General features: G+C 50.3%; 16 protein-coding genes and 1 pseudogene. 8 read left to right on the top strand and 9 right to left on the bottom strand.

Features of this window, described 5'->3' with window-relative positions; genetic code table 11:
- Positions 1–153 precede the first annotated feature (153 nt).
- The 4 genes and pseudogenes from NWF35_RS04535 (at position 154) to NWF35_RS04520 (ending at position 5,513) form a co-directional block, all read left to right on the top strand.
- Positions 154–2,430 carry a YhgE/Pip domain-containing protein gene (locus NWF35_RS04535; protein WP_301237887.1) on the top strand — a complete coding sequence of 759 codons (2,277 nt, stop codon included), beginning with the start codon at positions 154–156 and terminating at the stop codon, positions 2,428–2,430.
- A gap of 269 nt (positions 2,431–2,699) precedes the next feature.
- A pseudogene (locus tag NWF35_RS04530) lies at positions 2,700–3,169 on the top strand (winged helix-turn-helix domain-containing protein); the annotation flags it as partial.
- Positions 3,166–4,515, top strand: a complete 1,350-nt coding sequence (locus NWF35_RS04525; RefSeq protein ID WP_301237886.1) for a sensor histidine kinase — start codon at positions 3,166–3,168, stop codon at positions 4,513–4,515. The pseudogene NWF35_RS04530 and the gene NWF35_RS04525, both read left to right, overlap by 4 nt.
- 233 nt (positions 4,516–4,748) lie before the next feature.
- Positions 4,749–5,513: a VOC family protein gene (locus NWF35_RS04520; protein ID WP_301237885.1), complete on the top strand. Its 765-nt coding sequence runs from the start codon at positions 4,749–4,751 to the stop codon at positions 5,511–5,513.
- A 196-nt stretch (positions 5,514–5,709) separates the two neighbouring features.
- On the opposite strand, the gene NWF35_RS04515 is transcribed toward NWF35_RS04520, so the two are convergent.
- The 4 genes from NWF35_RS04515 to NWF35_RS04500 all read right to left on the bottom strand — a co-directional run bounded on the left by NWF35_RS04515 (position 5,710) and on the right by NWF35_RS04500 (position 13,150).
- On the bottom strand, positions 5,710–6,699 hold the full coding sequence (locus NWF35_RS04515; protein ID WP_301237939.1) for a glycoside hydrolase family 15 protein: 990 nt from the start codon (positions 6,697–6,699) through the stop codon (positions 5,710–5,712).
- Positions 6,700–7,141: 442 nt separating this feature from the next.
- Positions 7,142–9,535 carry a sugar phosphate nucleotidyltransferase gene (locus NWF35_RS04510; RefSeq protein WP_301237884.1) on the bottom strand — a complete coding sequence of 798 codons (2,394 nt, stop codon included), beginning with the start codon at positions 9,533–9,535 and terminating at the stop codon, positions 7,142–7,144.
- Between the two features lie 52 nt (positions 9,536–9,587).
- Positions 9,588–12,422, bottom strand: a complete 2,835-nt coding sequence (locus NWF35_RS04505) for a 1,4-alpha-glucan branching protein domain-containing protein (protein WP_301237883.1) — start codon at positions 12,420–12,422, stop codon at positions 9,588–9,590.
- A gap of 2 nt (positions 12,423–12,424) precedes the next feature.
- Entirely contained in the window at positions 12,425–13,150 is a 726-nt protein-coding gene (locus NWF35_RS04500; protein WP_301237882.1) for a DUF4912 domain-containing protein, read from the bottom strand.
- Between the two features lie 200 nt (positions 13,151–13,350).
- Between NWF35_RS04500 and NWF35_RS04495 the strand changes: the two genes are divergently transcribed.
- Together NWF35_RS04495 and NWF35_RS04490 are read left to right on the top strand one after the other, a co-directional pair.
- A complete protein-coding gene (locus NWF35_RS04495) occupies positions 13,351–14,064 on the top strand; it encodes an MBL fold metallo-hydrolase (protein WP_301237881.1) in 714 nt (237 codons plus the stop codon).
- A 1-nt stretch (position 14,065) separates the two neighbouring features.
- Entirely contained in the window at positions 14,066–14,653 is a 588-nt protein-coding gene (locus NWF35_RS04490; protein WP_301237880.1) for a TetR/AcrR family transcriptional regulator, read from the top strand.
- Positions 14,654–14,763: 110 nt separating this feature from the next.
- Here NWF35_RS04490 and NWF35_RS04485 read toward each other — a convergent pair whose 3' ends face one another.
- Positions 14,764–15,132 carry a hypothetical protein gene (locus NWF35_RS04485; RefSeq protein ID WP_301237879.1) on the bottom strand — a complete coding sequence of 123 codons (369 nt, stop codon included), beginning with the start codon at positions 15,130–15,132 and terminating at the stop codon, positions 14,764–14,766.
- Positions 15,133–15,252: 120 nt separating this feature from the next.
- On the opposite strand from NWF35_RS04485, the gene NWF35_RS04480 reads away from it, so the two are divergent.
- On the top strand, positions 15,253–15,765 hold the full coding sequence (locus NWF35_RS04480) for a glycosyltransferase family 4 protein (RefSeq protein ID WP_363321553.1): 513 nt from the start codon (positions 15,253–15,255) through the stop codon (positions 15,763–15,765).
- A gap of 59 nt (positions 15,766–15,824) precedes the next feature.
- Here the strand turns inward: NWF35_RS04480 and NWF35_RS04475 are convergent, their stop codons facing one another.
- Positions 15,825–16,859, bottom strand: coding sequence for a CgeB family protein (locus tag NWF35_RS04475; protein ID WP_301237878.1), 1,035 nt, complete (start codon positions 16,857–16,859; stop codon positions 15,825–15,827).
- A 290-nt stretch (positions 16,860–17,149) separates the two neighbouring features.
- Here NWF35_RS04475 and NWF35_RS04470 point away from each other — a divergent pair, with 290 nt between their 5' ends.
- Positions 17,150–18,499: a sulfatase family protein gene (locus NWF35_RS04470; protein WP_301237877.1), complete on the top strand. Its 1,350-nt coding sequence runs from the start codon at positions 17,150–17,152 to the stop codon at positions 18,497–18,499.
- Between the two features lie 25 nt (positions 18,500–18,524).
- Here the strand turns inward: NWF35_RS04470 and NWF35_RS04465 are convergent, their stop codons facing one another.
- The 3 genes from NWF35_RS04465 to NWF35_RS04455 form a co-directional block, all read right to left on the bottom strand.
- Positions 18,525–19,955 carry an alkaline phosphatase family protein gene (locus NWF35_RS04465; protein WP_301237876.1) on the bottom strand — a complete coding sequence of 477 codons (1,431 nt, stop codon included), beginning with the start codon at positions 19,953–19,955 and terminating at the stop codon, positions 18,525–18,527.
- The gene (gene cysC / locus NWF35_RS04460; protein WP_301237875.1) at positions 19,952–20,503 is read right to left on the bottom strand and encodes an adenylyl-sulfate kinase; all 552 of its coding nucleotides are present in this window, start codon (positions 20,501–20,503) and stop codon (positions 19,952–19,954) included. The genes NWF35_RS04465 and cysC overlap by 4 nt, the downstream gene beginning before the upstream one ends.
- 93 nt (positions 20,504–20,596) lie before the next feature.
- Entirely contained in the window at positions 20,597–22,486 is a 1,890-nt protein-coding gene (locus NWF35_RS04455; RefSeq protein ID WP_301237874.1) for a CgeB family protein, read from the bottom strand.
- Positions 22,487–22,495: the final 9 nt, after the last annotated feature.

The following is a 22,495-nucleotide window of genomic DNA, read 5'->3' as shown; positions in this document are numbered from 1 at the left end:
TGGTCGGACGTCCAATCAATATGATGCGGTAATATGTAAGTTAAATTCTCTTTCAAATATAACGCTTATTCATCTATATCGCAAAAATGGCGATGAGCAAAATGAGGAAAACCGCGCATCACGGTCTTAAAGAATGGAGAGAGGGTGAAATCGATGAATACTTGGAAGCTCTTAAGTAAAGAGTTCACGACGATCGTTCATAATAAAAAACTTCTCATCGCACTGATACTTGTATTATTTATTCCTTTATTATATGGCGGGTCGTTTATCGGAGCGTTCCAAGATCCATACGGGCGTTTGGATCAATTGCCCGTTGCGGTCGTCAATCTTGATAAAGGTGCAACCGTTCATGGTAAGAAATTGCACTTAGGCAAAGACTTGGTCGATAAGTTGCGGGACAAACGCACATTTGACTGGAAGTTTGTAAGTGACAAGGTCGCGCAGGAGGGGCTGAAGGATTGGAAATACTATATGATCATCCGAATCCCCCAAGATTTTTCAAAGAACGCCGGTACATTGATGGACGAGCATCCCCAGCATCTCAAGCTGGAATATATCGTAAACGATAGCCATAACTTTATCGCCAAACAGATTGGTCAGACGGCAACGGAAAAAATCAAGCAAGAGGTATCAACCGCGCTGATCGAAACATATGCGGAAAGCATGTTTGATGTGTTGAAGGAATTGTCGAACGGTTACGCCAAAGCGAGCGATGGCGCATCCAAGTTGCGTAACGGATCATGGAAGGCAGAGGCCGGAGCGGCAAAACTGCATGAAGGATTAAAAAAGGCCGCGGCCAATTCCATTTTGTTTGAACAAGGCCTGTCCAGCGCGTTGTCAGGTTCAAATCAACTCCAGCAAGGTGCAGAGCAGCTCTCGACGGGACTGGGACAATTAAAAAACGGTGGTGACCGACTCTCAAACGCGGCCCTGCAACTGCAAAATGGAACCAGTCAGCTTAGTGACGGGCTGAACCGCTCATTGGCCGGGATGGATGAAATCAGCAACAATATAGGTAAATTAACTTCCGGTTCAGTCCAAGTGCAAAATGGTTCACAGCAATTGGCGAATGGATCTGAGCAATTGCGAGCTGGGCTCGGACAACTGAGTGAGCGGGCCGATGTCGCCGTTTCCCAGGCTCAGACTGAGACACAGGATATTGCGAGCTTAAGGCAACAAGTCCAAGAGATTGAGAATGACCCCAATGTTTCAGACAGCCAAAAAGCACGATTGAATCAACTATTCAACCAGCTTGAAAGCCATCATGCACAAGCAGAGCAATCGGTTAAAACCGTCGCCGGCACTGCATCAGTTCTTTCGGATAAATCTGGGGAGCTGTCGCAGGGGGCGACCCAACTGGCGGCTGGGGCAGAGAAAGTGGCTACAGGACAAGCAAAATTAGCGTCCGGGTTTGAGCAATTGAGACAAGCGCAAAGCCAATTGGCGGCTGGAGCGAATCAGTTGCTGGCAGGTGAACAGCAATTTGCTCAAGGATTTTTCACCTTTAATTCCAAGCTGGGTGAGGCTCAGTCTGGCGCATCCAAGATTGCGTACGGTAGTGGTTCGCTCTCGACAGGAATCGGAAAGCTGGCAGACGGTTCCGGAAAAATGACAGACGGCCTTGGTAAATTGGCTGGCGGTTCTGGCGGAATCGAGCAAGGACTCGACAAAATGGGCAAGGCAACAGGCGAGCTGGCGTCCAAATTGCGAAACGCCGCGAAAGAATCCGGTGAAGTCAATGGGAATCAAAGCAAGTATGACATGTTTGCCGAACCGGTCCATCTATCATCCAAAGAACAAGCGCCCGTGCCGAACTACGGGACAGCCATGACACCTTATTTCTTATCCCTGGCTTTGTTTGTGGGGGGACTGATGCTATCGGCGATTTATCCGTTCCCCACCCCGTTCGGTCAACCGAGAAATGGGCTTACTTGGTTTATCAGCAAGTATATCCCGATCGTTTTAGTTGTGATCATACAATCTTTGGTGGTAGACGCCATCATTTTGTGGGGATTGGACATTCATGTGAAAAATGTTCCCTATTTCCTCCTCTTTACCATATTGACCAGCATTACCTTTATGTCTCTCGTCTTTTGCATTGTGTCTTTGGTGGGGCCACTTGGTAAATTTATCGCCATTGCCACCATGGTCTTGCAACTTACTTCAAGTGCTGGAACATTCCCGGCAGAATTGTTGCCGGACTTCTTCCGCACAGCCCATGATTATTTACCGATGACCTATGCCGTTTCAGGATTTAAAGCGGTCATTTCGTCGGGAGATTATTCCTTTATGTGGGAAGACGGTAAGATCTTACTGTCTTATTTCACCGTATTTGTAGTTGTAACCATGGTGAAATTTGTGATTTTATATAGAAAGCAATTTAAAGCAGTAAGAGCCGGACAGAGAATGACTTCGGCTCAACCAGCTTGATCGAGCCAAACCAGAGTCGGCGGGGGCTACTAACCTTGTTGTGACATCAAAACCCAAAAACGTCTTCACCATCGAAGACGTTTTTGGGTTTTATTGCTCCTACTAAGGGTTACCCATTCACGTCTACCGATTCTTTTTTATCTTCCCAAAAGGTTTAAAATAAGTCACACATATCATCATGGTCATGGCCAAAATATTGAATAGAGACGCCGATATGAGGGATACACTGGTCGTTTGAAAAGCATCGTTTTGCAGCGCAACAATTCCATAGTGCTATCGGCATTATTATGGTGACGGCAAGAACGGAAGAAACCGACAAAATCATTGGATTGGAAATGGGTGCGGACGACTACATCACGAAACCTTTTTCTTTACGGGAACTGGCTGCCCGAATCCGCTCCGTGTTACGCCGTATAGAAGGGCAGGAAATTGCTGAGCATCAGATACAGCGCGGTGAACTTTTGATTTCGGAATCACAGTGCCGTGTATGGAAACGCGGGCAAGAAATTCCGCTTACACCAACAGAGTTCAAACTCCTGCTCACATTGGCCGCGAAGCCAGGTGTGGTTACAGCCGACTGCAGCTTTTGGAGACGCTGGAAGACGGTATTCTGAATGACGAGCGGACGGTGGATGCCCATATCAGCCGTATCCGTAAAAAAATCGAAGACGATCCGTCTAACCCCATCTACATACAAACCGTCTACGGATTCGGCTACCGGTTTGGTGACCGGTTATGAGTGTCAGTCGCAAGCTGTTTGTTACCATGGCATCATTTATTGTGGCGATGGGTTTGATATATGCCTTCGTGACGCAGATCGTTGTGAGGGATTCACTTGAATTGATGGTGGAGACAACCAGAAGAAAAGAAATAGAGGAGTTGTCCAACCTTTTTGCCAGCTACTACGAAAAAAACAACGGCTCTTGGGACGGTGTACAGCAAGTCCATGTGAGCAAACAATTTTGGAACAGCCATCAGAGTGCCAGTTTCGTGTTATTGTCCCCGGAAAAAAAACGACTGTATGTTGCCGGAGATGCCAGCTATCAAACGGTTACGATGTTTGGCATTCGGAGCAGCGTGCGGATGGCCGGAGAAACGATCGCGTTCTTGTATTATTACGACCCGGAAGTTGCCTGCATTTCCAAATTGCGGATCGGGATACTCGATTCGGTGACGTTCCTGTTGTTTGCAGACGCAACTGTTTTCGCCCTGCTCTCTCTGCTGATCGCCTATGGGTTATCCAAGCGGTTGACGGCACCGCTCAGGCTGCTGATTCCCGCTATCGATCGATTAGGGAAAGGTGAATTCGGGATTCAGGCTCCTGTCGTAACCAAGGATGAATACGGAAAAGTCGCGAAAGCGTTCAATGAGATGTCCAAACAGCTGCAGCGCGCCGAGAATGTTCGGAGAAATCTGGTGGCAGATGTCGCTCATGAACTGAGAACACCGTTAACGATCATTCGAGGCAAACTAGATCTTGTTCAGCAGGGCGGCCGTCCCATCGAACCAGAGAGCTTGCTACCGCTTCAGGATGAACTGATCCGCTTAACCCGACTCGTCGACGACCTTCACCAATTATCGCTCGCTGAGGCGAAAAAGCTGCCACTCGAACGAAAACCGACTCATATTCCTGCACTGCTGCGTCGGATCATTGATCGAATCACCCCCGACGCCGAGCGGAAAGGTATTGAGATCACACTTACTTGCTCTACTGACATGGCCACAGTCAATGTAGACCCGAACCGAATGACACAAGTTCTCCTCAACTTGCTCGTCAATTCCGTCCGCTATACCCCCTCGGGCGGAAACGTGAGCATTACGGTTGAGGAGGAAACGGCACGGAATGAAGAGAGCGGTTTCCTGCGAATTACGATTACCGACACCGGAATCGGCATCGAACCCGAACATCTCCCCTTCCTTTTTGACCGGTTTTATCGGACGGATGAAGCGCGTACACGCAACAGCGGTGGGATGGGGCTGGGTCTCGCGATCGCCAAGGAATTCGTGTTGGCCCATAACGGAACAATTGAAGTCGAAAGCTCCCCGGGTCAGGGGACGACTTTTATCGTCAAATTGCCTTACTAGGGTGTACGACAAAGCGGGTGCCCAGCAGCATGAAAATTAGCCCCTCACTCCGGGGGCTGGTAGAAAAGGTATTGGCGGATATGGAGACGATGGCAATCGTGGTTCATTCGGGAAATTAGTCCGATACTAATGTTCCTCTTATTCCTAGATGCTGCGTCTGATCGAACCATTGAGTATAAGGAAAGAACATATACCCGAAAAAGAAAATCGTCAAATATGAAAGGAGTGACAATATGATACGTTTGGATCACTTTGTAGTACATATCGAACAAGATCAAACAAAATTAGAATCTCTGAAAGGCAAAATAGAGCCAATAGGCTTTCCTTTCAATCCGACCTCCGGTAAGAGGACCAAAGGATTTCAGGTAGCAAATATTTGGATTGGAGACCAATACTTAGAGTTGGTTTGGCTGAAAACCAAAGACGGTGGTGGTTGGCGCAAAGAGTGGGTTGAGAAGTATAACCGAGGTTTACGAGGGATCTTCGGCTTGTGCTTAATGACGGATCAACTTGATTCGTTGAAAAATGAATTACTAAAAAGAGGCGTTAAAGCCAGTGCTCCAGAGCGGATTACGTTTAAGATGTTATTTGGACTATTGAAGAAGTCACTGCCATTTCGTTGTGTCTATACACCACCAATTCCGGGGACCGATCTTCAGATTTTCTTTTTGGAGATGGATAGCCAAGAGAAGTATGATTTCATGAGAAAATATTTCATGAAGCCGAATGCAGAGAAGAATGGGATTACGGGGATAAAAGAAGCAGTTGTTCGTTGTCAATTTTCTGAAGAAGCGTGGAAGTATATAAGAGCGATATTTCCAAGCCTTTCAGGAGGTGAGAGAATGGCGACGTATGACATGGGAGAGACAAAATTACATTTTGTTCAATCCGATGAACTGGGGTTAAAAGTAGAGTTGCTAGCCGCAACCACCAATGAAGACCTAGCGAATGAGAGTTTTGAGATTGAAAATGTTCGAGTAACGAGTATTTTAGTATAGTGATTTTGTCCTCTTTCAACACGATAATCCGAAAACCTTTCACTCGTGTGGCTTGACCTTCGTTGCATTCTGAGGGTAGCATTACAAGAATGCATCAATTGCGGTTCAAGACAAAAAACCTGCCTTGTAATGGTAGGTTTTTTGTCTTGATTATACATCCTCTGTTCATATTAACCATTATGAACATCACCTCGGCTCAACCCGCTGCTGCTTCTGAGGATTCCTCCCCTACAGCTGACACATGCTGCTTCAGCAACAAGACCATCGCCACCGCCCAGGCCAAGGGAGTGTTTCCGTTGGGTCGGTTGGTCCCACCGATGTACAGCTCCGGCATGCGCCCGTCATCCGGCAACAGATTCAACGTCTTTTGCCAGTATTCTTGCGCTTGCTGCCGGTTACCTAGAACCGCATGACACAACCCCAGCCACGGAAAACCAAAACACCACTCAGCCTCTTTACCGTGGTTGTAGTACTGGTCTCCTTCATATCGGATGCACCCATACGTCCGTTCCAACTTGGATGTCACATTTTTCAAGATACGCTGTGCCATCCCCCTTTCTACCACTTGATACGGGTAGATGAGGGAAAGAAGCGCCAGATCTGTTTCCTTGGTGACGCTTTCCCTTGGCAACATCAAGGACAACGTTTGCTGACCCTTCCGGATCAGGTCCTCCGGGACATCGACTAACAGGCGAATCGCTTGTAATCCAGCCACGACCGCTCCGACACTGGAGGCATGCACCTCCATATTTTCTTCCCACATGCCGTTATCCGGGTGATCCCAATATTCGACACAGGCTAAATACCAAACCAACTTCTGTAAGATCTCACGATCTTTTTCATCCCGCAAGATGGCCTTTCTGTGACGTATCCCTTGTGCTATATTCCATATAAACAAACCGATGGCATCATTTTGAGCATGACCCCAAGGCTCTTTGATTTCCGTCAAATCCTTGTCGTACCTGGCATGAATATATTCATAAAGATGAACAGGCTTGTGCCGCGTATGAATATTAATTTTCCATTCATATCTCCGAAAAAGATCCAGCAGAGCATGCATGGCTTTCTCGTAGCGATCACAAGTGGTAGTTAAATAGGGTAACACTGTATACCCTACATCCCGGATCCACACATAGGAGTAATCATCGGAAGGGCTGGCAATGTAGGCGCCATTGGGCAGCCGCATGGTATCGAGTACTTGATGCAATCGTTTCAACTTGGACACCTCTCTTCCCCCTCCATTATGGACATGGCTTCATAAGATGAAACCGTTTACTTAATATTACGTCCCCCAATGAAAACCTGTCACAGCCAAGTTACCCATTCCAACTATGTAAAAAGAAAAGGCCGCTGTTGAGGATCAGCGACCTCGCTTTGGTGACTTGCTCCACACGGCACTCCCTTTGGTCGCCGTGGGCTTCTCGCTTCATCTGACGTGACAAACCCACATCATCCACGGTGTCTCCGTCCCATCCTATCTCTGTTTAGTTTAATCAATTTTCTCCTTCATAGTAGTTTTTAGTTTTTTTCACTCCATGGCTTGATTGTACCAATAATGGGAGAGGGCCGAAGACCTCCCACGTCCGATGCTCGCTCACCCCAACCCGAAAGGTAAGTTTTTCCGCTCACTATTTAAAAGACGAAATCTTGTCTTTATACATTGTGATAAGATCTTGAGCGTCCTGTTCCGTGTTCCCTTGTGCCATCACTTGAAAATGTGCCTGATTCTCATCAGGTAGAATCAAGGCCCAGCCGTTTTCCATCAATACTTTGATTCCATCGATCAGCTCCAGTGGCTGTTCCTTTATTTCCTCCATCAGTCGGCGCATGACTTTACCTTTGGCTGTTACAGGACAAGAAACTTGTTCCTTGAGCAAATAAACGGGAGGCAATTCATCCAGAAGCTGTTGCAGCGATTTCTCCTTTACCGCGCAAACTTCCAGTAACGTAACCAATGTATAGACAGCATCGTAGAAGACTTGTAGACTTTGCTTTTGACCCACCGCCAACAGGGAGCGCGGTGAGGTTGTGGTGCGAACTGTTTGTACGCCCATTTGTTCCAACCACTGTTCCCATGCCGAAGGGGTGTTTACCGGAACTGGAATCTTCGATTGACGGGCGATGGCAGCCATCATCTGCAGCAGCATGGTTGCTGCCTGCGAAAGAGGAGTTCCTTCTCCCGTATACAGAACAAAGTTTTGCCCGTCTCCTTCTATGTGAATCCCCAGATCGGCCTGGTTGTCTTTTACTTCTTGCTGAAGCTGACCGTCACCGCCAATTACCGTAACCACACGGCATCCCAATGCAGTTAACATTGGATGTACTACCGAGAACAACATTGGATTGGCAGCATGGAATACCACTTTTAAACCGCGTTTCCGGATGGCAGCAGTGTCGATGCTTTGCAATGCTTCACTCTGGTATAGCTCAACCAAACGGGAATGTGTCTCCAATGTACCATAACCTTCTGGAGCTGGACGCGAGGCTTCTTCTTGTATCCATGCATTCTCAATTTTCCGCTCCCATCCCTTATCGAGTGGGAGTCCATCGGCATCAAAAAACTGAAGCACCATCCGTTCTTCCGTCCCCAAACCACGCCGATGGAGGTAAATACCTCCTACACAACCTAACCTCCCCACTCCGTAACGGGCTACAGGGGCAGGGACACATCCCACATCCTTTACACAATGGCCTGAGGCCAACAAGCTTGCCGTCACCCCGCGGGCCAATATCTCGGCGTAAGGATCCCCGTCCCACGCCAAAAGTACGTGGCTCCTCGGCTTTAATAACGAAGCATAAGCGGTGATGATTTTCGTTACTTTTTCCGGCGTCATTTCCACATTGGCAATTCCGCTCACGCCATCCGAACCAAACAAGGAAGCCCGAACCTCAGATTCCCAGATCAGAGAGGAATTTAGAATTGCAGCGGGTGCCACCTGTTTCTCCGGCCATACCTTCACTCCGCTCCGCAACCAGGCTTTTTCACCGATCCGGCTTTTTTCTCCCACCACCACATCCTCCGCCAACTGAGCACCTGCCCCAATTCGGACATCATGTGTTACGGACGCATCTCTCATCACGACAGCTTGATCGATCTGCGTCCGGTTCCATACGACAGACCGTACCACTTCCGCACTTTTTCCCACTCGGTTGTACTTTCCGATGACAGTATAAGGACCAACCTGAGCATTGGATTCAATGACACTGCCATCACCGACAAATACCGGCGCCTCCAGCTTGGCGGTGGGAGCTACCTGACATCCTTCCCCCATCCAAATCCCCGGTTGTACCTCTTTGCCGGGAATTTGAACCTGAACCCGCCCCGCCAGCATATCCAGTTGGGTTTTGCGATATTGAGCCAAATTGCCGATATCCGACCAATACCCTTCCGCCACGTAGCCGTATAGGGCGTGCCCCCTTTCCATCACCATGGGAAACAAGTCCTTGCTGAAATCAAAGACCTGACCGTGTTCAAAAAAGGACAAAATTTCCGGCTCCAAGACATAAATCCCGGTATTGACGGTATCGCTGAAAACCTCTCTCCAACTCGGCTTCTCCAAAAATCGGATGATCTGACCTGTTTCGTCGGTCATCACCACGCCAAACTCCAGCGGATTGTCTACTTGATGCAAGACAAGGGTACCCAGCCCACCCTTTTTTTGATGAAAGGAAATGGCTTGATCCAGATTGAAATCCGTCAGTGCATCTCCGCTGATAACAATAAACGTATCATCCAAAAAGTCAGCGGCATTTTTTACACTGCCGGCCGTCCCCAGCGGCAAGGTTTCTTCATAATAATGGAGTTGCACCCCATACTCTGAACCATCGCCGAAATAACGTTGGATCACCTGGGGCAAATATTGAACCGTGACTGCTATTTCAGTGATACCATATCGTTTGAGCAATTCAATGATATATTCCATACAGGGTTTGTTCAGGAGTGGCACCATCGGTTTGGGCAAACGACTCGTCAACGGACGCAACCGGGTTCCTTTTCCTCCGGCCATAATGACTGCTTTCACGTATGTTTTCTCCTCTCTTAACCCTTTTCTCTGATGAAGCAGAAGCGAGAACCTACTTCGTAAGACTGGGTACCGGGATCTCCTCTGTCTGATCATGATGAGACATTTTCCCGAGAACACGTTGATATACCGTTATCGTTTGTTGGGCAATCCTGCTCCAATCATATTGTTTTATGGATTGCCGTCCCGCTTCCGCCAACTGTTGCGCCCATACCGGATCATCCAGCAGCGCGTTCACCTGTGTCGCCAAGGACCGGGCATCTCCTGCATACATCTTGAGACCGTTTTGTCCGTGTTCCACCACATCAGCCAAACCGCCCACATCAGACACCACGACAGGCGACCCCGCAGTCATCGCCTCCAAAGCGACGATACCAAAGGGTTCATATAGACTGGGAAAAACGGTGACTGCCGCATTCCTCAACAAACGGTTGCGATCTTCGTCTGAGACAAAACCGGCAAACAAAACCCTATCCCCGTAGCCCAACCGTTTCGCTTGGTTTTTCCACTCCTCCATCATCGGTCCTTTTCCGGCGATGACAAACTTGACATCGGGGTGGCGGGCCAATATATTTCCCGCTGCGGTCAACAGTGTATCCACACCTTTTTCCCGCACCAGTCGTCCGATAAACAGCACCACGCGTTCATGTGGCAACGCAAAAGGCTCCAGGGTTTCGTCTCCCAAATTCGTTGGAGCCAGTTGCTCAGGATCGACTCCATTGGGGATTACATCTAATTTGTCTTGCGGCAATTGGAACAGCGTCTCCACTTCCTGTTTCATATAGCGGCTACATACAATAACCCGTTGCGCTTCATACGTGAGACGCCATTCCCGATGATGGATCTTATGCTGCAAATCCGTATGAATACCGTGGTTGCGCCCATGCTCCGTTGCATGGATGGTGGCAATCATGGGAATTCCCCAACGATGTTTGATCGTGGTGGCCGCTTCCTCCACCAGCCAATCATGGGCATGGACCACATCAAATGTGTATCCGCTTTTGATCAAGAGCTCTACCGCATCCACCATCATCAGGTTCAGTTGGGCCACCCAATGGATAAAGGCTTCTCCAAAGGGACGTACCACATGTACCCGATGCACATGTACCCCATCCACGATCTCCTCATGCGGAGCTCCCTCTACTTCCGTGGTAATGACATGTACTTCCCATCCACATCTCACCAGATAGCGTGAGAGATCATAAACGTGACGCGACAAACCGCCAACCGTCATCGGAGGAAACTCCCAGGACAACATCAACACCCGAGGGGTATTTCTGTCATTCTCCTTCTCGGAAGCCGGCTGACGATATCGATACGCGGCAATATCAACATCCGGAAACAGCGCATCCAACGATTCCACTGTCTCCAACAAAGTTTCGTCCACCTGATTAGATGTCAACATCTCCTCCAGCTTCCAAAAACGATTGATATGATGCTTGGTCCGTTGTACCGCGTAGTTCACGGCGGTTTTACCGTCCATGATAAAAGCCCAGTCACTGCTTTGCGCCAGCATCAGTTCCCGTGCCGCCTGCTTCAACACTCGCTGGATGAGCTGGTCTTGTTCTCCCGCCCAACGGCTGGCCAGTTCACTCATCCGCACTTCCGCCTTGTGCAAAGCCGGATAAATCCAGTCATTCTCCTCCCGCAGCCATACATCTGCATATCCGTAGCGCCCCCAGGTACTCATGTCCATCTGACATTCCGGATAATCCGTGTAAAGGGATAAATATTCGGAGGGAGTCGTGGCCTTTACCACAACCTGATCGTAGTGCATTTTTTTTAGCAACATCTCGATCCACAAAGGACCTTCATACCACCAATGTCCAAACAACTCGGCGTCAAATGGAACCGTGATGATCGGTTGACGTCCCGTTCGATTCGTTCCTTCCCAGACCCGCTGGGTCAACAAATGAAGGAAATGCCCGGCATGCGCGGCGGCTTTCTCCCGTGCCCACTGCGGATTGTACGGTTCTTTGTGATCACCTTCTCCTGTGATGCGATAATATTTGATTCCTGTGTTGTGGCGAATACCCGTTGGGTGAATATACGGTCCAATCGTTTCCAGATCCAAATCAAAACCGATATCACGATAATACTCCCGGTAATCCACATCTCCCGGGTAGCCCGTCTTGGAACTCCATACCTGCTCAGAACAGGCCGTGTCCCTGGAAAAGGCGGCTACTCCTGTTGGCAAAACCACTGGGGAAAAGTTCCCGAAATCCGGACGGGGACGAGCATGCTGCACGCCATGGGAATCGACAACAAACCATCCAATCCCCTGTTCTGCCAACAACCGGTCCAGTCCGGGAAAATAACCGCACTCCGGAAGCCACATGCCGCGAGGCCGCTCACCAAAATGGCGTTCAAACTCCCGTATTCCCGTCAACACTTGTGCCCGTACACCTTCCTCCGTCAGTACCAGAGGAAGAAAGGCGTGAGTGGCCGCTGTTGTTATCAATTCGATGTGTCCCGAATCCCGTAATTCACGGAAAGCCTGAATGAGGTCACCCCGATACCGAAGGTAAAAGTCTCGTATTTCCTGAAATCGCTCTTTATAGGCTTTGGCGAGAGGATAAAAATCCGGCAGATTGTGGGTGCGCACCATCTCTTTTTCCGCCAACTCTACCAACCGATCCAGATGTTGCAATGTGCGCTTTTGAAGCAGGGGATCTGACAACATGGACAACAGGGTGGGGCTGAGAGAAAGGGTTACTCGAAAGGCTACTCTCTCTTTGATCAATCGTTGAAACATCGACAACAGAGGAATATAGGATTCCGTTATCGCTTCAAACAGCCAACGCTCCTCCAAAGCATCTTCCCGCTCCGGATGACGGACATACGGTAGATGAGCATGCAGAATCAACGCCAATGCCCCTTGCGCCATTTCTACTTTTCCTCCCCCTCTTCCACCAAGGAATATCCCGTAAACCGATTCGCCCATTTCGGTTCTTTTGACACCCCTTGGTAATATCCGTTTCTTCCTTCACTCCCCACATATAGTGCCGTTACCGGTCCAAATCGTTGAAAAGCATCATGCACATTGTGTGAAGGGGTTCCTGCTACATTAGACCGCAAGATAGTAAAAAAGACTCCTTCGTCAGTGTAAGTGCCGAAATCCAGCAAATATTGACGACCTGGCGTAACATGACGAAAATACCAGTGATCAGCGTCTGGATGAACCGATAATTCCTGGCGGGAGTGAGCATGCTCACCGTCAAATAGGAGATCTGTCACATCATGTAATCGGAGAAACAGGGGGAGATGACTCCAGCTCTTTTCGAAATGACGACTTACCATATCTTTTCGCCACTGTGCCACAGTCCAGTAGGCAAATACTGTCCAAGGATCTTTGGCCATCAATACCACCCGATTGGGCAATCCTTCTCTGGTCCAAGACTCATCCATCCAGAAACGAACATGTTTCCTCTCCAGAGCAGAAATCGGTTCAGGACCGGCCGCCGCTTCCAAGCGTTCTTGGTACCTTTCCCGAAAGCGACGCAAGCGATATCGGAACTGCCCGCGCGTCCATCCAAATGATTGAGCAATTGCCGCTTGATTTTCTCCTTGATCTAAACGCCGGATGATTTGTAACCAAAAATCGGTCTCTTCCACTCTTCGCTCTCCTCATCTATTGATGTCATATTATATAACATGACTGATTATAACACTTATTTTAATATTAAACAATGAAACCAATTTAAATAATTTGTTAATTATCAGATCAATGCTCACCATCGTCAATGGTTGATTTGGCTAATGGTATTAGTTTATTATCTAATCGTATTAGTTTCCGTTGAGAGGATGTTGCATCGATGAGAATAACACCGTTCGGTCATGTCGTCCAACTGACGTTTTTTCCGAGGCTCTTTCCAGTCAACTGCTATTTGGTAAAGGAACAGGACGGATTCACCTTGATCGATGCGGCGCTTCCCGGCAGCGCCAAAAAAATTCTTGAGGCGGCCGAGCAGCTCGGCGCACCCATTGTCCGTATTGCCCTGACTCATGCCCATAGTGATCACGTAGGGGCGTTGGATGCTCTGCACGACGCGATGCCGGATACCGAAATCCTGATCTCCAAACGCGAAGCCCGCCTGCTCCGCGGCGATAAATCCCTCGACCCCGACGAGCCGTCCATCCCATTGCGCGGTTCCGTGCCCTCTTGCCAAACGAAGCCCACCCGTTTACTCACGGCGGGGGACCGTGTCGGATCCCTTGAAGTCATTCCGTCCCCAGGACATACTCCCGGTCATGTCGCCTTTCTGGATACACGGGACGGCACGCTTATCGCGGGGGATGCATATCAGACACGCGGCGGGGTAGCTGTGGCGGGGACATTAAAACCTTGGTTTCCCTTCCCTGCCTTGGGCACGTGGCACAAGCCTACGGCTCTGGAGAGTGCCAAGCATCTGCGCGGATTAAAACCAACTCATTTGGCTGTAGGCCACGGGCCGGTGTTGTCCGAACCGTTTTCGCTAATGGATCATGCCATCGCAGAAGCCGAACGCAACCTGAAGGAGCAGATGTGAGATGGTGGCAAAAGCCGGATTGGATCGGATGACAGTGGTACGTACGGCGGCGGAACTGGCGGATTCGCTTGGACTACATCAAGTGACGCTGGCGGCAGTAGCTTCGCGATTGGGAGTGCGTACCCCCTCGCTCTACAATCATGTCGAGGGACTAGGTGGCCTTCTGCGCGAATTGGCCCTCTACGGGATCAACAAGCTGGGGAAACGTCTGGAAAGAGCGGCTGTCGGCAAAGCGACAGACGATGCCGTCAAGGCGATCATGCAGGCCTACCGCTCCTTTGCCCGTGAGCATCCCGGACTATATGAAGCAACACTCCATGCCCCTGACATGAACGATACAGAAGCACAAAGAGCGTCAGAAGAAGTGGTAAATATCCTGCTCACCGTCCTTGAACCCTTCGGTCTTCAAAAAAACGAAGCTCTTCATGTGGTGCGCGGCCTCCGCAGTTTGGCGCATGGCTTCGCATCGTTGGAATCGGCCGGTGCTTTCGGACTTCCATTAGACCGTGACGAAAGTTATCGCTTGATGGTAGATCTGTTTCTCCGAGGATTAAATACGATATGCGACGATAAGAGTGTTCATGATTAGTTCATGATTAACTGATTACGATGGGTGGCCGTTTTCCGATGGAAGACCTTTGGGATTAATTGAAAAAGAAAAGGGAGCGAAAATGGCCACCCGCACCCTGTAACCATTTCTTATCTGAGTTTGTTGGTGGGTTGGTTTCGCTTTTGTTCACTGTTTCCTCGGTCCCCACGGTTTAAAAATGGAGATGACAAACTCACTGCCAAGGAAATAATTTGTAGGATGATCCCAATCCAAAGATTATTCACGGTAAAGGCCGGGTTTTGCAGCGTATTCAAACCTTCCGCTGATGTTAAGGCGGCGGCTTTTAAGGTCCAGAAATACATGCCCACTACGTCCAATCCGATCGACAGGATGGTCAAAATCTCTTTGACAATGATCCAACGGCATCGAAATAACCCCCAATTTGTCCATACAGAAAGAAGAATTCCCGTTACCACCGTGCCGATGGTAGAAGCCCTGATGCTCGTTTTCGCCAACATGTGCATACTCGTATAACGGGCTTTAAACACATATCCATCAACCGTCGTAGCTGCAATAATACTGAGCGGACCTCCGGTTTCCAGGAAGTGAGCGCCATCAGTTTCCGTGGATTACCCAGGATGATCGGCTGGTCTTCTTGCCGAATGAAAGGCTTTCAGGACTTTGTCCGAGCGATGAAACTGGTTTCAGCAAAAATACCGCAAGCCGTTTTCGCCAACCTGATCTGTACGGAAAAACCTCTGAGACTGCCAGGGATCCCCCACAAAATCCATCAACCGAAAACCGACCGACAAATGGCCCATCTTTATCGTTCGGCAGACGTGTTCGTCTCCACTTCGTGGTATGAAGGTTTCGTCTTGCCTGTACTGGAAGCGATGGCGTGCAAAACGGCTGTCGTCACTACCAATTCCGATGGGGTCCTCGATTTTTGCCACCACGGGACGAGCGGATTTATCGTCCCTCCCAAACGACCCAGAGCGCTGGCTTCGGCATTGTTGAAAGTGTTGAGAGACAGGCGGCTGCATCGCAAGCTGCTCGTCGGTGCGTACCATTCGGCTCTCCGTCATACGAAAAGGCAGTTTGAACAGGATATCGTAAAGACACTTGAAGAGATTGAGCAGTACCATAAATAAAAGACCATCGAACATAAACAAGACCGTCTCCTGTTCGAGGAGACGGTCTTGTTACATGGTCACGGAAGTCGATTCGTCTCTGCCACTTTCGTCTTGCGTCCAAGGTGTTGATCCAGCAGATGGAGCAAATAGCGAAGACGAACGTGATAGGTGTGATCCCGCAACGTTCGTTGGTAGGATTGGACCGCGATCCGGTTGCGTTCATCGTCGTGTGCGAGATAGTAATTGATTTTCCGTTTGAGATCGTCGATGCTTTGGAAGCAAACCATCTCCTGTCCCGATACGTAAAACCTCTTGAGATCCCGACGGCAGGTGAGAAGTTGAAACGAGCGGCAGGCCGCAATCTCAAACGTTCGGTTGTTGGGCGAATGGGCGGGGAGGTTACGATGGTTATCCCGCCGATCGTTTGGGGTGCGATGGATATTAAGTACGATCTTGGCCCCGTTGTAGTATTTGATCACTTCCGACGGCGGGATAGGTTGATTGCGGATGCGGTGCTTCAGCTTGTGATAGTTTTTCAACCGCTCCCACCATTGACCGATGATGATAAACCGCTTTTTCAGTAAAAAAGGCGTCATCTGATCGAAAAAATGCAACCGAACAGGAAACGCGCTTCCCACAAAGCAAATATCGGACTGGTATTTCAGTGGGACTTTGACCGGTCTATACTTGGCTGGGTTGACGGCCAAAGGGAGGTAAAACGCCTTTTTCCCCATATGACGGTAAAAGGAGACACTGCTGGAATCCTGTGTAAACACGAAAGGATATGGTTTCACCAGCTGTTCGTGTGTCTTCAGGCGATACGGATCATCCACCACCCAGATCCCGATGGGTACCTGAAACTTGCGCAATTGTTGGACGGCGGTGAGTGGAAAGCGATAACCTCGAAAAACCAAAATAAAATCGGGGCGGAAGGCGGCTACTTTTGCCGACAGCCGATTGAGCGGTTCCCGTTGGAGGAGAAACGTATCAAAGTGGAAATCCGGTATGGTTTTGGCAATCTCCCGAAATGCGCTAATGATGTTTTCGTCTTCATCAGACAGATAGTGTTGGAAATGAAACCCGCAACCGGAAGAAACGTAGAATAAACGCATAGAGATTCTAGCCCTTCCTCCCCTTTCTGTAAGAGGATGCACAACTACACTATTATATTTGATCCGCTTCGGTCTCGTTCGGTTTCCTTGGAAAAACCCTCGTTTGCCTCCCGTCGATTCGCCTGTTCGATGCGGGAAAGGAACCCACTTTTCGACCTTTTCATACGCTATAGGGAGATGCCGCCTCTCTGTTTTTACTGAGAGCAAGCGACAAAGCGAAAGCAGCTTTTCGCCAGTATCCATCATACGGGTATATATTAGTTGATCGACTCAAAGGCAGGTGATACTGCGTGAAGATCCTGATGATTGCCATCGATACGTTGCGCGCTGATCGTCTCGGTTGTTACGGTTACAATAAGCCCAACATGACACCGCATATCGATCGGCTTGCCAAGGACGGCGTACTGTTTGAGCGTTGCATCGCAGAAAACAATGTGACCCAAAGTTCATTTGTCACGATGATGACCGGAAAATCTCCCTACCAACACGGTATCGTCAATATGAAACCGACAACCATCCCGTCCCGGCTCACTCCCCTGAGCCAGATTCTGCAAAAAAATGGTTACCGCACAGCCGCCGTCGACTGCAATACGCGCATCACCGGTAAGAACAACCCGTGGTTTAAACGGGGATACCAGACATATATCGATCCTGCCGGACTAGGAAAACCTCACCTCACTGTGCCCGCGCACGAAATCAACCGACACGTGCTCACTTGGTTGCGAAATCATCGACAGGAAAAAGACTGGTTCTTGTTTGTTCATTACTGGGACCCACATTTCCCCTATTTACCGCAACCGTCTTTCAGGCGGATGCATGTCCACTCTCCCCAACAACTCCAACAGGCCGCCGGGTTAAACACCGTTCTTCGGGAGCCGCTGTGGAGCTTCATCCGTCGCTGGAGTAAAGATATCAACAATCCCCAACATATCAACGAATTGTACGATGCCACCGTCAGCCAAGCTGACGATGCCGTCGGTCAATTGGTATCGCATTTGAAAGATTGGAGAATATGGGAAGAAACCCTCGTCATTCTGATATCCGATCACGGTGAGAGCTTGGGAGAACATCGTATTTACTACGATCACCACGGTTTGTACGATCCCACCATCCATGTTCCATTCATCCTCTCCTGTCCTGCCAAGCTTCCCACCCAACGACGTATTCCTGATCTTGTCCAACATGCCGACCTATTGCCTACCATTCTCGCCATTGCCGGCATCCCCATCCCACGTCATATCCAACCATTGGATGGATTCTCCATGGTTTCCACCATCAAAGGGAAAGCGAAAAACGTACGCCCCTATGCGATTTCATGCGAAGCTAACTGGCAGTTGAAACGGAGCATTCGCACACCGCATTGGAAACTGATTCAGTCGCTGGAACCGGATGTATACGGGAACCCGCGGTATGAGCTGTACAATCTGAAGCTGGACCCAAAAGAGACGAAAAATCTCATACAACGCGCCCCTAAAGTAGCTAAACGACTGCATGCCATCATGGCCCGATGGATCCGTATCAAGTTGACGAGATATAAGCGGAAGGACCCCTTGACCCAGGGAGTGAAAGTGCGCCTGCACCGCCAAACCGCAGCAGAAGAGGAAAAAGTGAAGAAACGTCTGAGTGAGTTGGGGTATTGATTCCCCGCATATGAAAAACCCGCCATCATGGGCGGGTTTTTGTGTTGGCGGGACGTGGCACCATACTGATGGGGATCATTTTTCCTTGCATCCCCTTTCTCCGCGGAACACCAAATTCGCGTAAAATTGTCGGTGTGACGTCCATCAGGTGCAACCTGTTCAGGGTACGCGGTTTATTCCCGACGGGCGCCCCTTTTTTGGTGGCGATGAAAATCCCCTCATAATCATGATTGGCTCCATCCGGCCCCGTGTCGTTTTCATACACGAAACAGCTCCCCATACCGACGCTTCCCACCGACCGCCAATACAGATCGCCGAAATAGACCAAGAGATCCGGGGGGATGTTGCGTGTGACGACATACTTTCTCTCCGGTTTGATCACACGGGTCTGCAACGGATTTCCTTTTTCGTCCTTCAATGTGCGTAACTGACGTGCAATCCGGTTTCGCAACCACTCATACCGGGAACGCGGTACGATCCCGTGCGGTTCCCGCCCCTTGACGTTGATGCACAATCGTCCGAAATAGCCACCGTAGCCCCACGCGCGCGTCTGTTTCCAATCGACCAGATCGGGGGTGAGCGGTGTAAGTCGGTCCACGCGTTTTTTCAACTTCAAAAGTCCCTGCTGGATCAGCCATTCGTTGATACAAAAACCGCCGTCCATCCGCTTGGCACCGTGATCGGAAACGACCATCACAACCGTGTCGTCGTCGACGAGTTCCAGTAACTGACCGATCTCGCCATCTACAAACCGGTAATACTCCAGGATGGCGTCTTTGTACGGGGAAGGACGATGCAACACGTGCTGCTCATCCATGTAGTGCCAAAACGCGTGATGGATTCGGTCCGTACCCATTTCTACCATCATAAAGAAATCCCATGGTTTGTTTTGAATCAAATAACGCGCCGTGGCAAAACGGGTACGTGTCATCTCATAGATTTGCTTTAACAGTGCACCCACATCATGGGTACGGAAATTTTCCACGTCGAATTGGTATTCCCCTACTTCCCGCTCGATTTCTTCCCCCAGTTCGGCAGGAAAGGTATGTGGATAAGATCGATCCGGAGTTAGGAAACAAGAGATCAGACAGCCGTGGATCGGCTTCGGCGGATAGGACGGCGGCACACCGATGACGATGGAGCGCAGTCCGTATTTCCCCAGGATGTCCCAAACCGTCGGCTCACGCAAGTCTGTGCTATCCACGATCTGGTTTCCTCCATATCCATAACGAACACGGTTGCGGAACCCGTAAAACCCCAATTGTCCAGGATCCTTGCTGGTTACCATCGAAGCCCAAGCAGGTACGGTGATCGGCGGATCGGTACTCCTCAGGCGGCCGGCTACACCGCTGTAAATCAACCGCTTTAAATGGGGCAACTCATCGATCCATCGTTCAAACACCAATTCCGGCGCGGCGCAATCCAGCCCAATCACCATCACTTTTTTCGTTTTCACGCTCCCTCCCCTTCCGTTGGCGAAATGTACCCTTGTCGTTCCAGGTATCGTAGTAGTTTTTCCACGCTCTCATCCACAGTCTCCCATTGTGTATCCAGGATCAGTTCGGGATTCTCCGGCTCTTCGTAGGGATCACTCACACCGGTGAAATGCGGGATTTCCCCCTGAAAGGCACGGGCGTACAATCCTTTCACGTCCCGTTTCGCGCATTCTTCCAACGGGCACCGGACATAAACTTCGACAAAAGATGGGATATGGTGACGGGCATAAGCCCGCAACTCCCGATACGGTGAAATGAGAGAAGCCAGTACGATGATGCCATGATACGTCAACAGTTCAGCAACATAGGTCACCCGTTCTACCTGTGTAAAACGGTCGGCTTGGGAAAACCCCAAATCTTTGGTCAATCGTGCTCGAACCACATCCCCGTCCAAACGCTGAACAGGCTGTCCACGCTGAATCAGTTTAGTTTCCGCCTTTTTGGCGATCGTCGTCTTACCTGATCCGGACAAGCCGGTAAGCCAGACGGCCACACCTTTTGATCGCATGGGTCACCCTCCCGTCTCGGGGATACTATATGCCTGTCTGTAAGGGTAGGAAACGCCCGATGCCCATCGGGCTTGAAAATCGGGTATCCGTCCTTAGCAAAGGGCGATCACCAACCGGTAACAATCCCGCGCCAGCCACGGAGCCAGGTACAACGCTTTGGAGGGAGAAACAAACAACCACACCCAACTGGCGCGATACCGGCAGATGGTATCCCGGAGCTGTTCGGCCGTGACCCCGGGTTGCAAGGTGGTGATACGGCTGATACGGTATCCACGGCCGATATTTGACTCCGCTTCCGATCGACGAGACGGCTCGACCACAACGTGGGCCTTCCGGGATTTTAATAAAGCGCGCGTCCTCCCGTCTGACAGCGATTGACGTAGTGAATGGATCGGCATCGCTTGTATGCCTGTCGGTTGGCAATCCCTGAGCCAATCCCGCCAACGCTCTTCCTCCACCGGGGGCAAACCCAATACCCCGCTCGATCCGCGCATCGCATCAGACATCCACACAGGCGGAGAAACAAATGGTGTGGGTTTCGTTAAAGCAATCACGGCACATGCGAGCCGTTCCCGAAAAGCTGATTGCATCATGTCCCTTGGTTCGGGTAACGTTTTCATTAGCTTGTCGTTGTTGTCGTTCCCCTCCCGGCCCCCACTGATGATCCGTTTGCCGCGCTTTCTGCAAAACGCCGCCAGTGACGCCAAGTTCCTGCATCCGGCCTGTGCGGCTTGCGTGAAGACGGCGCGACGCACCAGTGCGACCGTTCCCGTCGCGGTTTGCGAAGTGGTCCATTGGGGGAGTTCGGAACCGGGATCCACCATCCCGATCCCGGAGTCCCCCTCGGCGTACATTAACCATTGACGGATCGTGTCGGGGGCAACGGATTCGTGTTCCGGACGAATCAGTACAAACCGGCCACCCCCTCCCGGTAACCGGGTGGTGTCACCGGTGAGATGCCAGATGCCCTTTCCCACCGTCGCCGTCTCCACCCCGGTTTCCGCCCGAAAACGGAATGGACGCCGTGGAAACAGGTGGCCCAAGATGGCGATCATCCGATGTTCGTACAGATGTTCGCGTAGCGTTCGTTCATAAGCCCGTTGCGCAACACGACTGCGCTCTTCATCCTTTCGAAGATAAAAGTCAATGAGCGACAGGCATTCCTCCAGCGTTTCAAACTGTCCGATCTCACGGCCTGGTTCATACAGTTCATCCAGATCCTTCCGCTTGTCGGTCAACTGGAATGTGGCACACACCGCGATTTCAAACGTCCGGTTATTGGGTGTACGTGCACCGATCCCGCGGCGGTTTTGACCCAGATGCCGATCCAACGGCGACCGGTGTACGTTGAGCGCGATATCCGCCCCGTTGTAGTAACGACATGCTTCCATCGGAGATACCCAACGATCCAGCGTTCGGATGTTCCCACGATGTTTCCCTTTCAAGACCCGTCGCCACCCGGGACCGACCAACCGGGTGGGATGTTCGGACAGAAACGGCATCAGTTTTTGCACGGTAGCCAGGCGGTTATCGAAGGCAGAACCCAACAGGCAAATCCGACTCCAATAATCATAGGAGGTCCGCAGGGGGGCATAAGCAGGGTAGGGTGCAGCCAAAGGTAAATGAACCACATTTTGACAACCGTGTTGCTGATAGACACCTACACAAGTCCGTTCGTTGGTGAAAACAACATCGAAAAAGCGGCATGTGCGCAACGAATCGTCGACGGCATAGGGGTCGTCCGTATACCAAACGGCAGTCGGGATCGGCAGACGTCGCATAGCCTGCAGATCGGCCTCTTTCAAACGACATCCGAGCATGGACAATATGAAATGTGGCCGGTGCATTCGCACCGCCCGTGCGAGTTTGGAGGGAAAGCCGGGCCCAGGGGAGACGTGTACCACCTCCACCCCCACGCGTCGCAAAGCCCGCACCACCTGGCCGTCCAAAAAACCAAACGGGTTTCGTACGGAGGTGGACACGTACACCCC

This window comes from Polycladomyces subterraneus, from assembly GCF_030433435.1.
GTDB classification, from domain to species: Bacteria; Bacillota; Bacilli; order Thermoactinomycetales; family JIR-001; genus Polycladomyces; species Polycladomyces subterraneus.
Note: the sequence above shows the minus strand (reverse complement) of the source record. Positions and strands in the feature narration are given on the sequence as shown.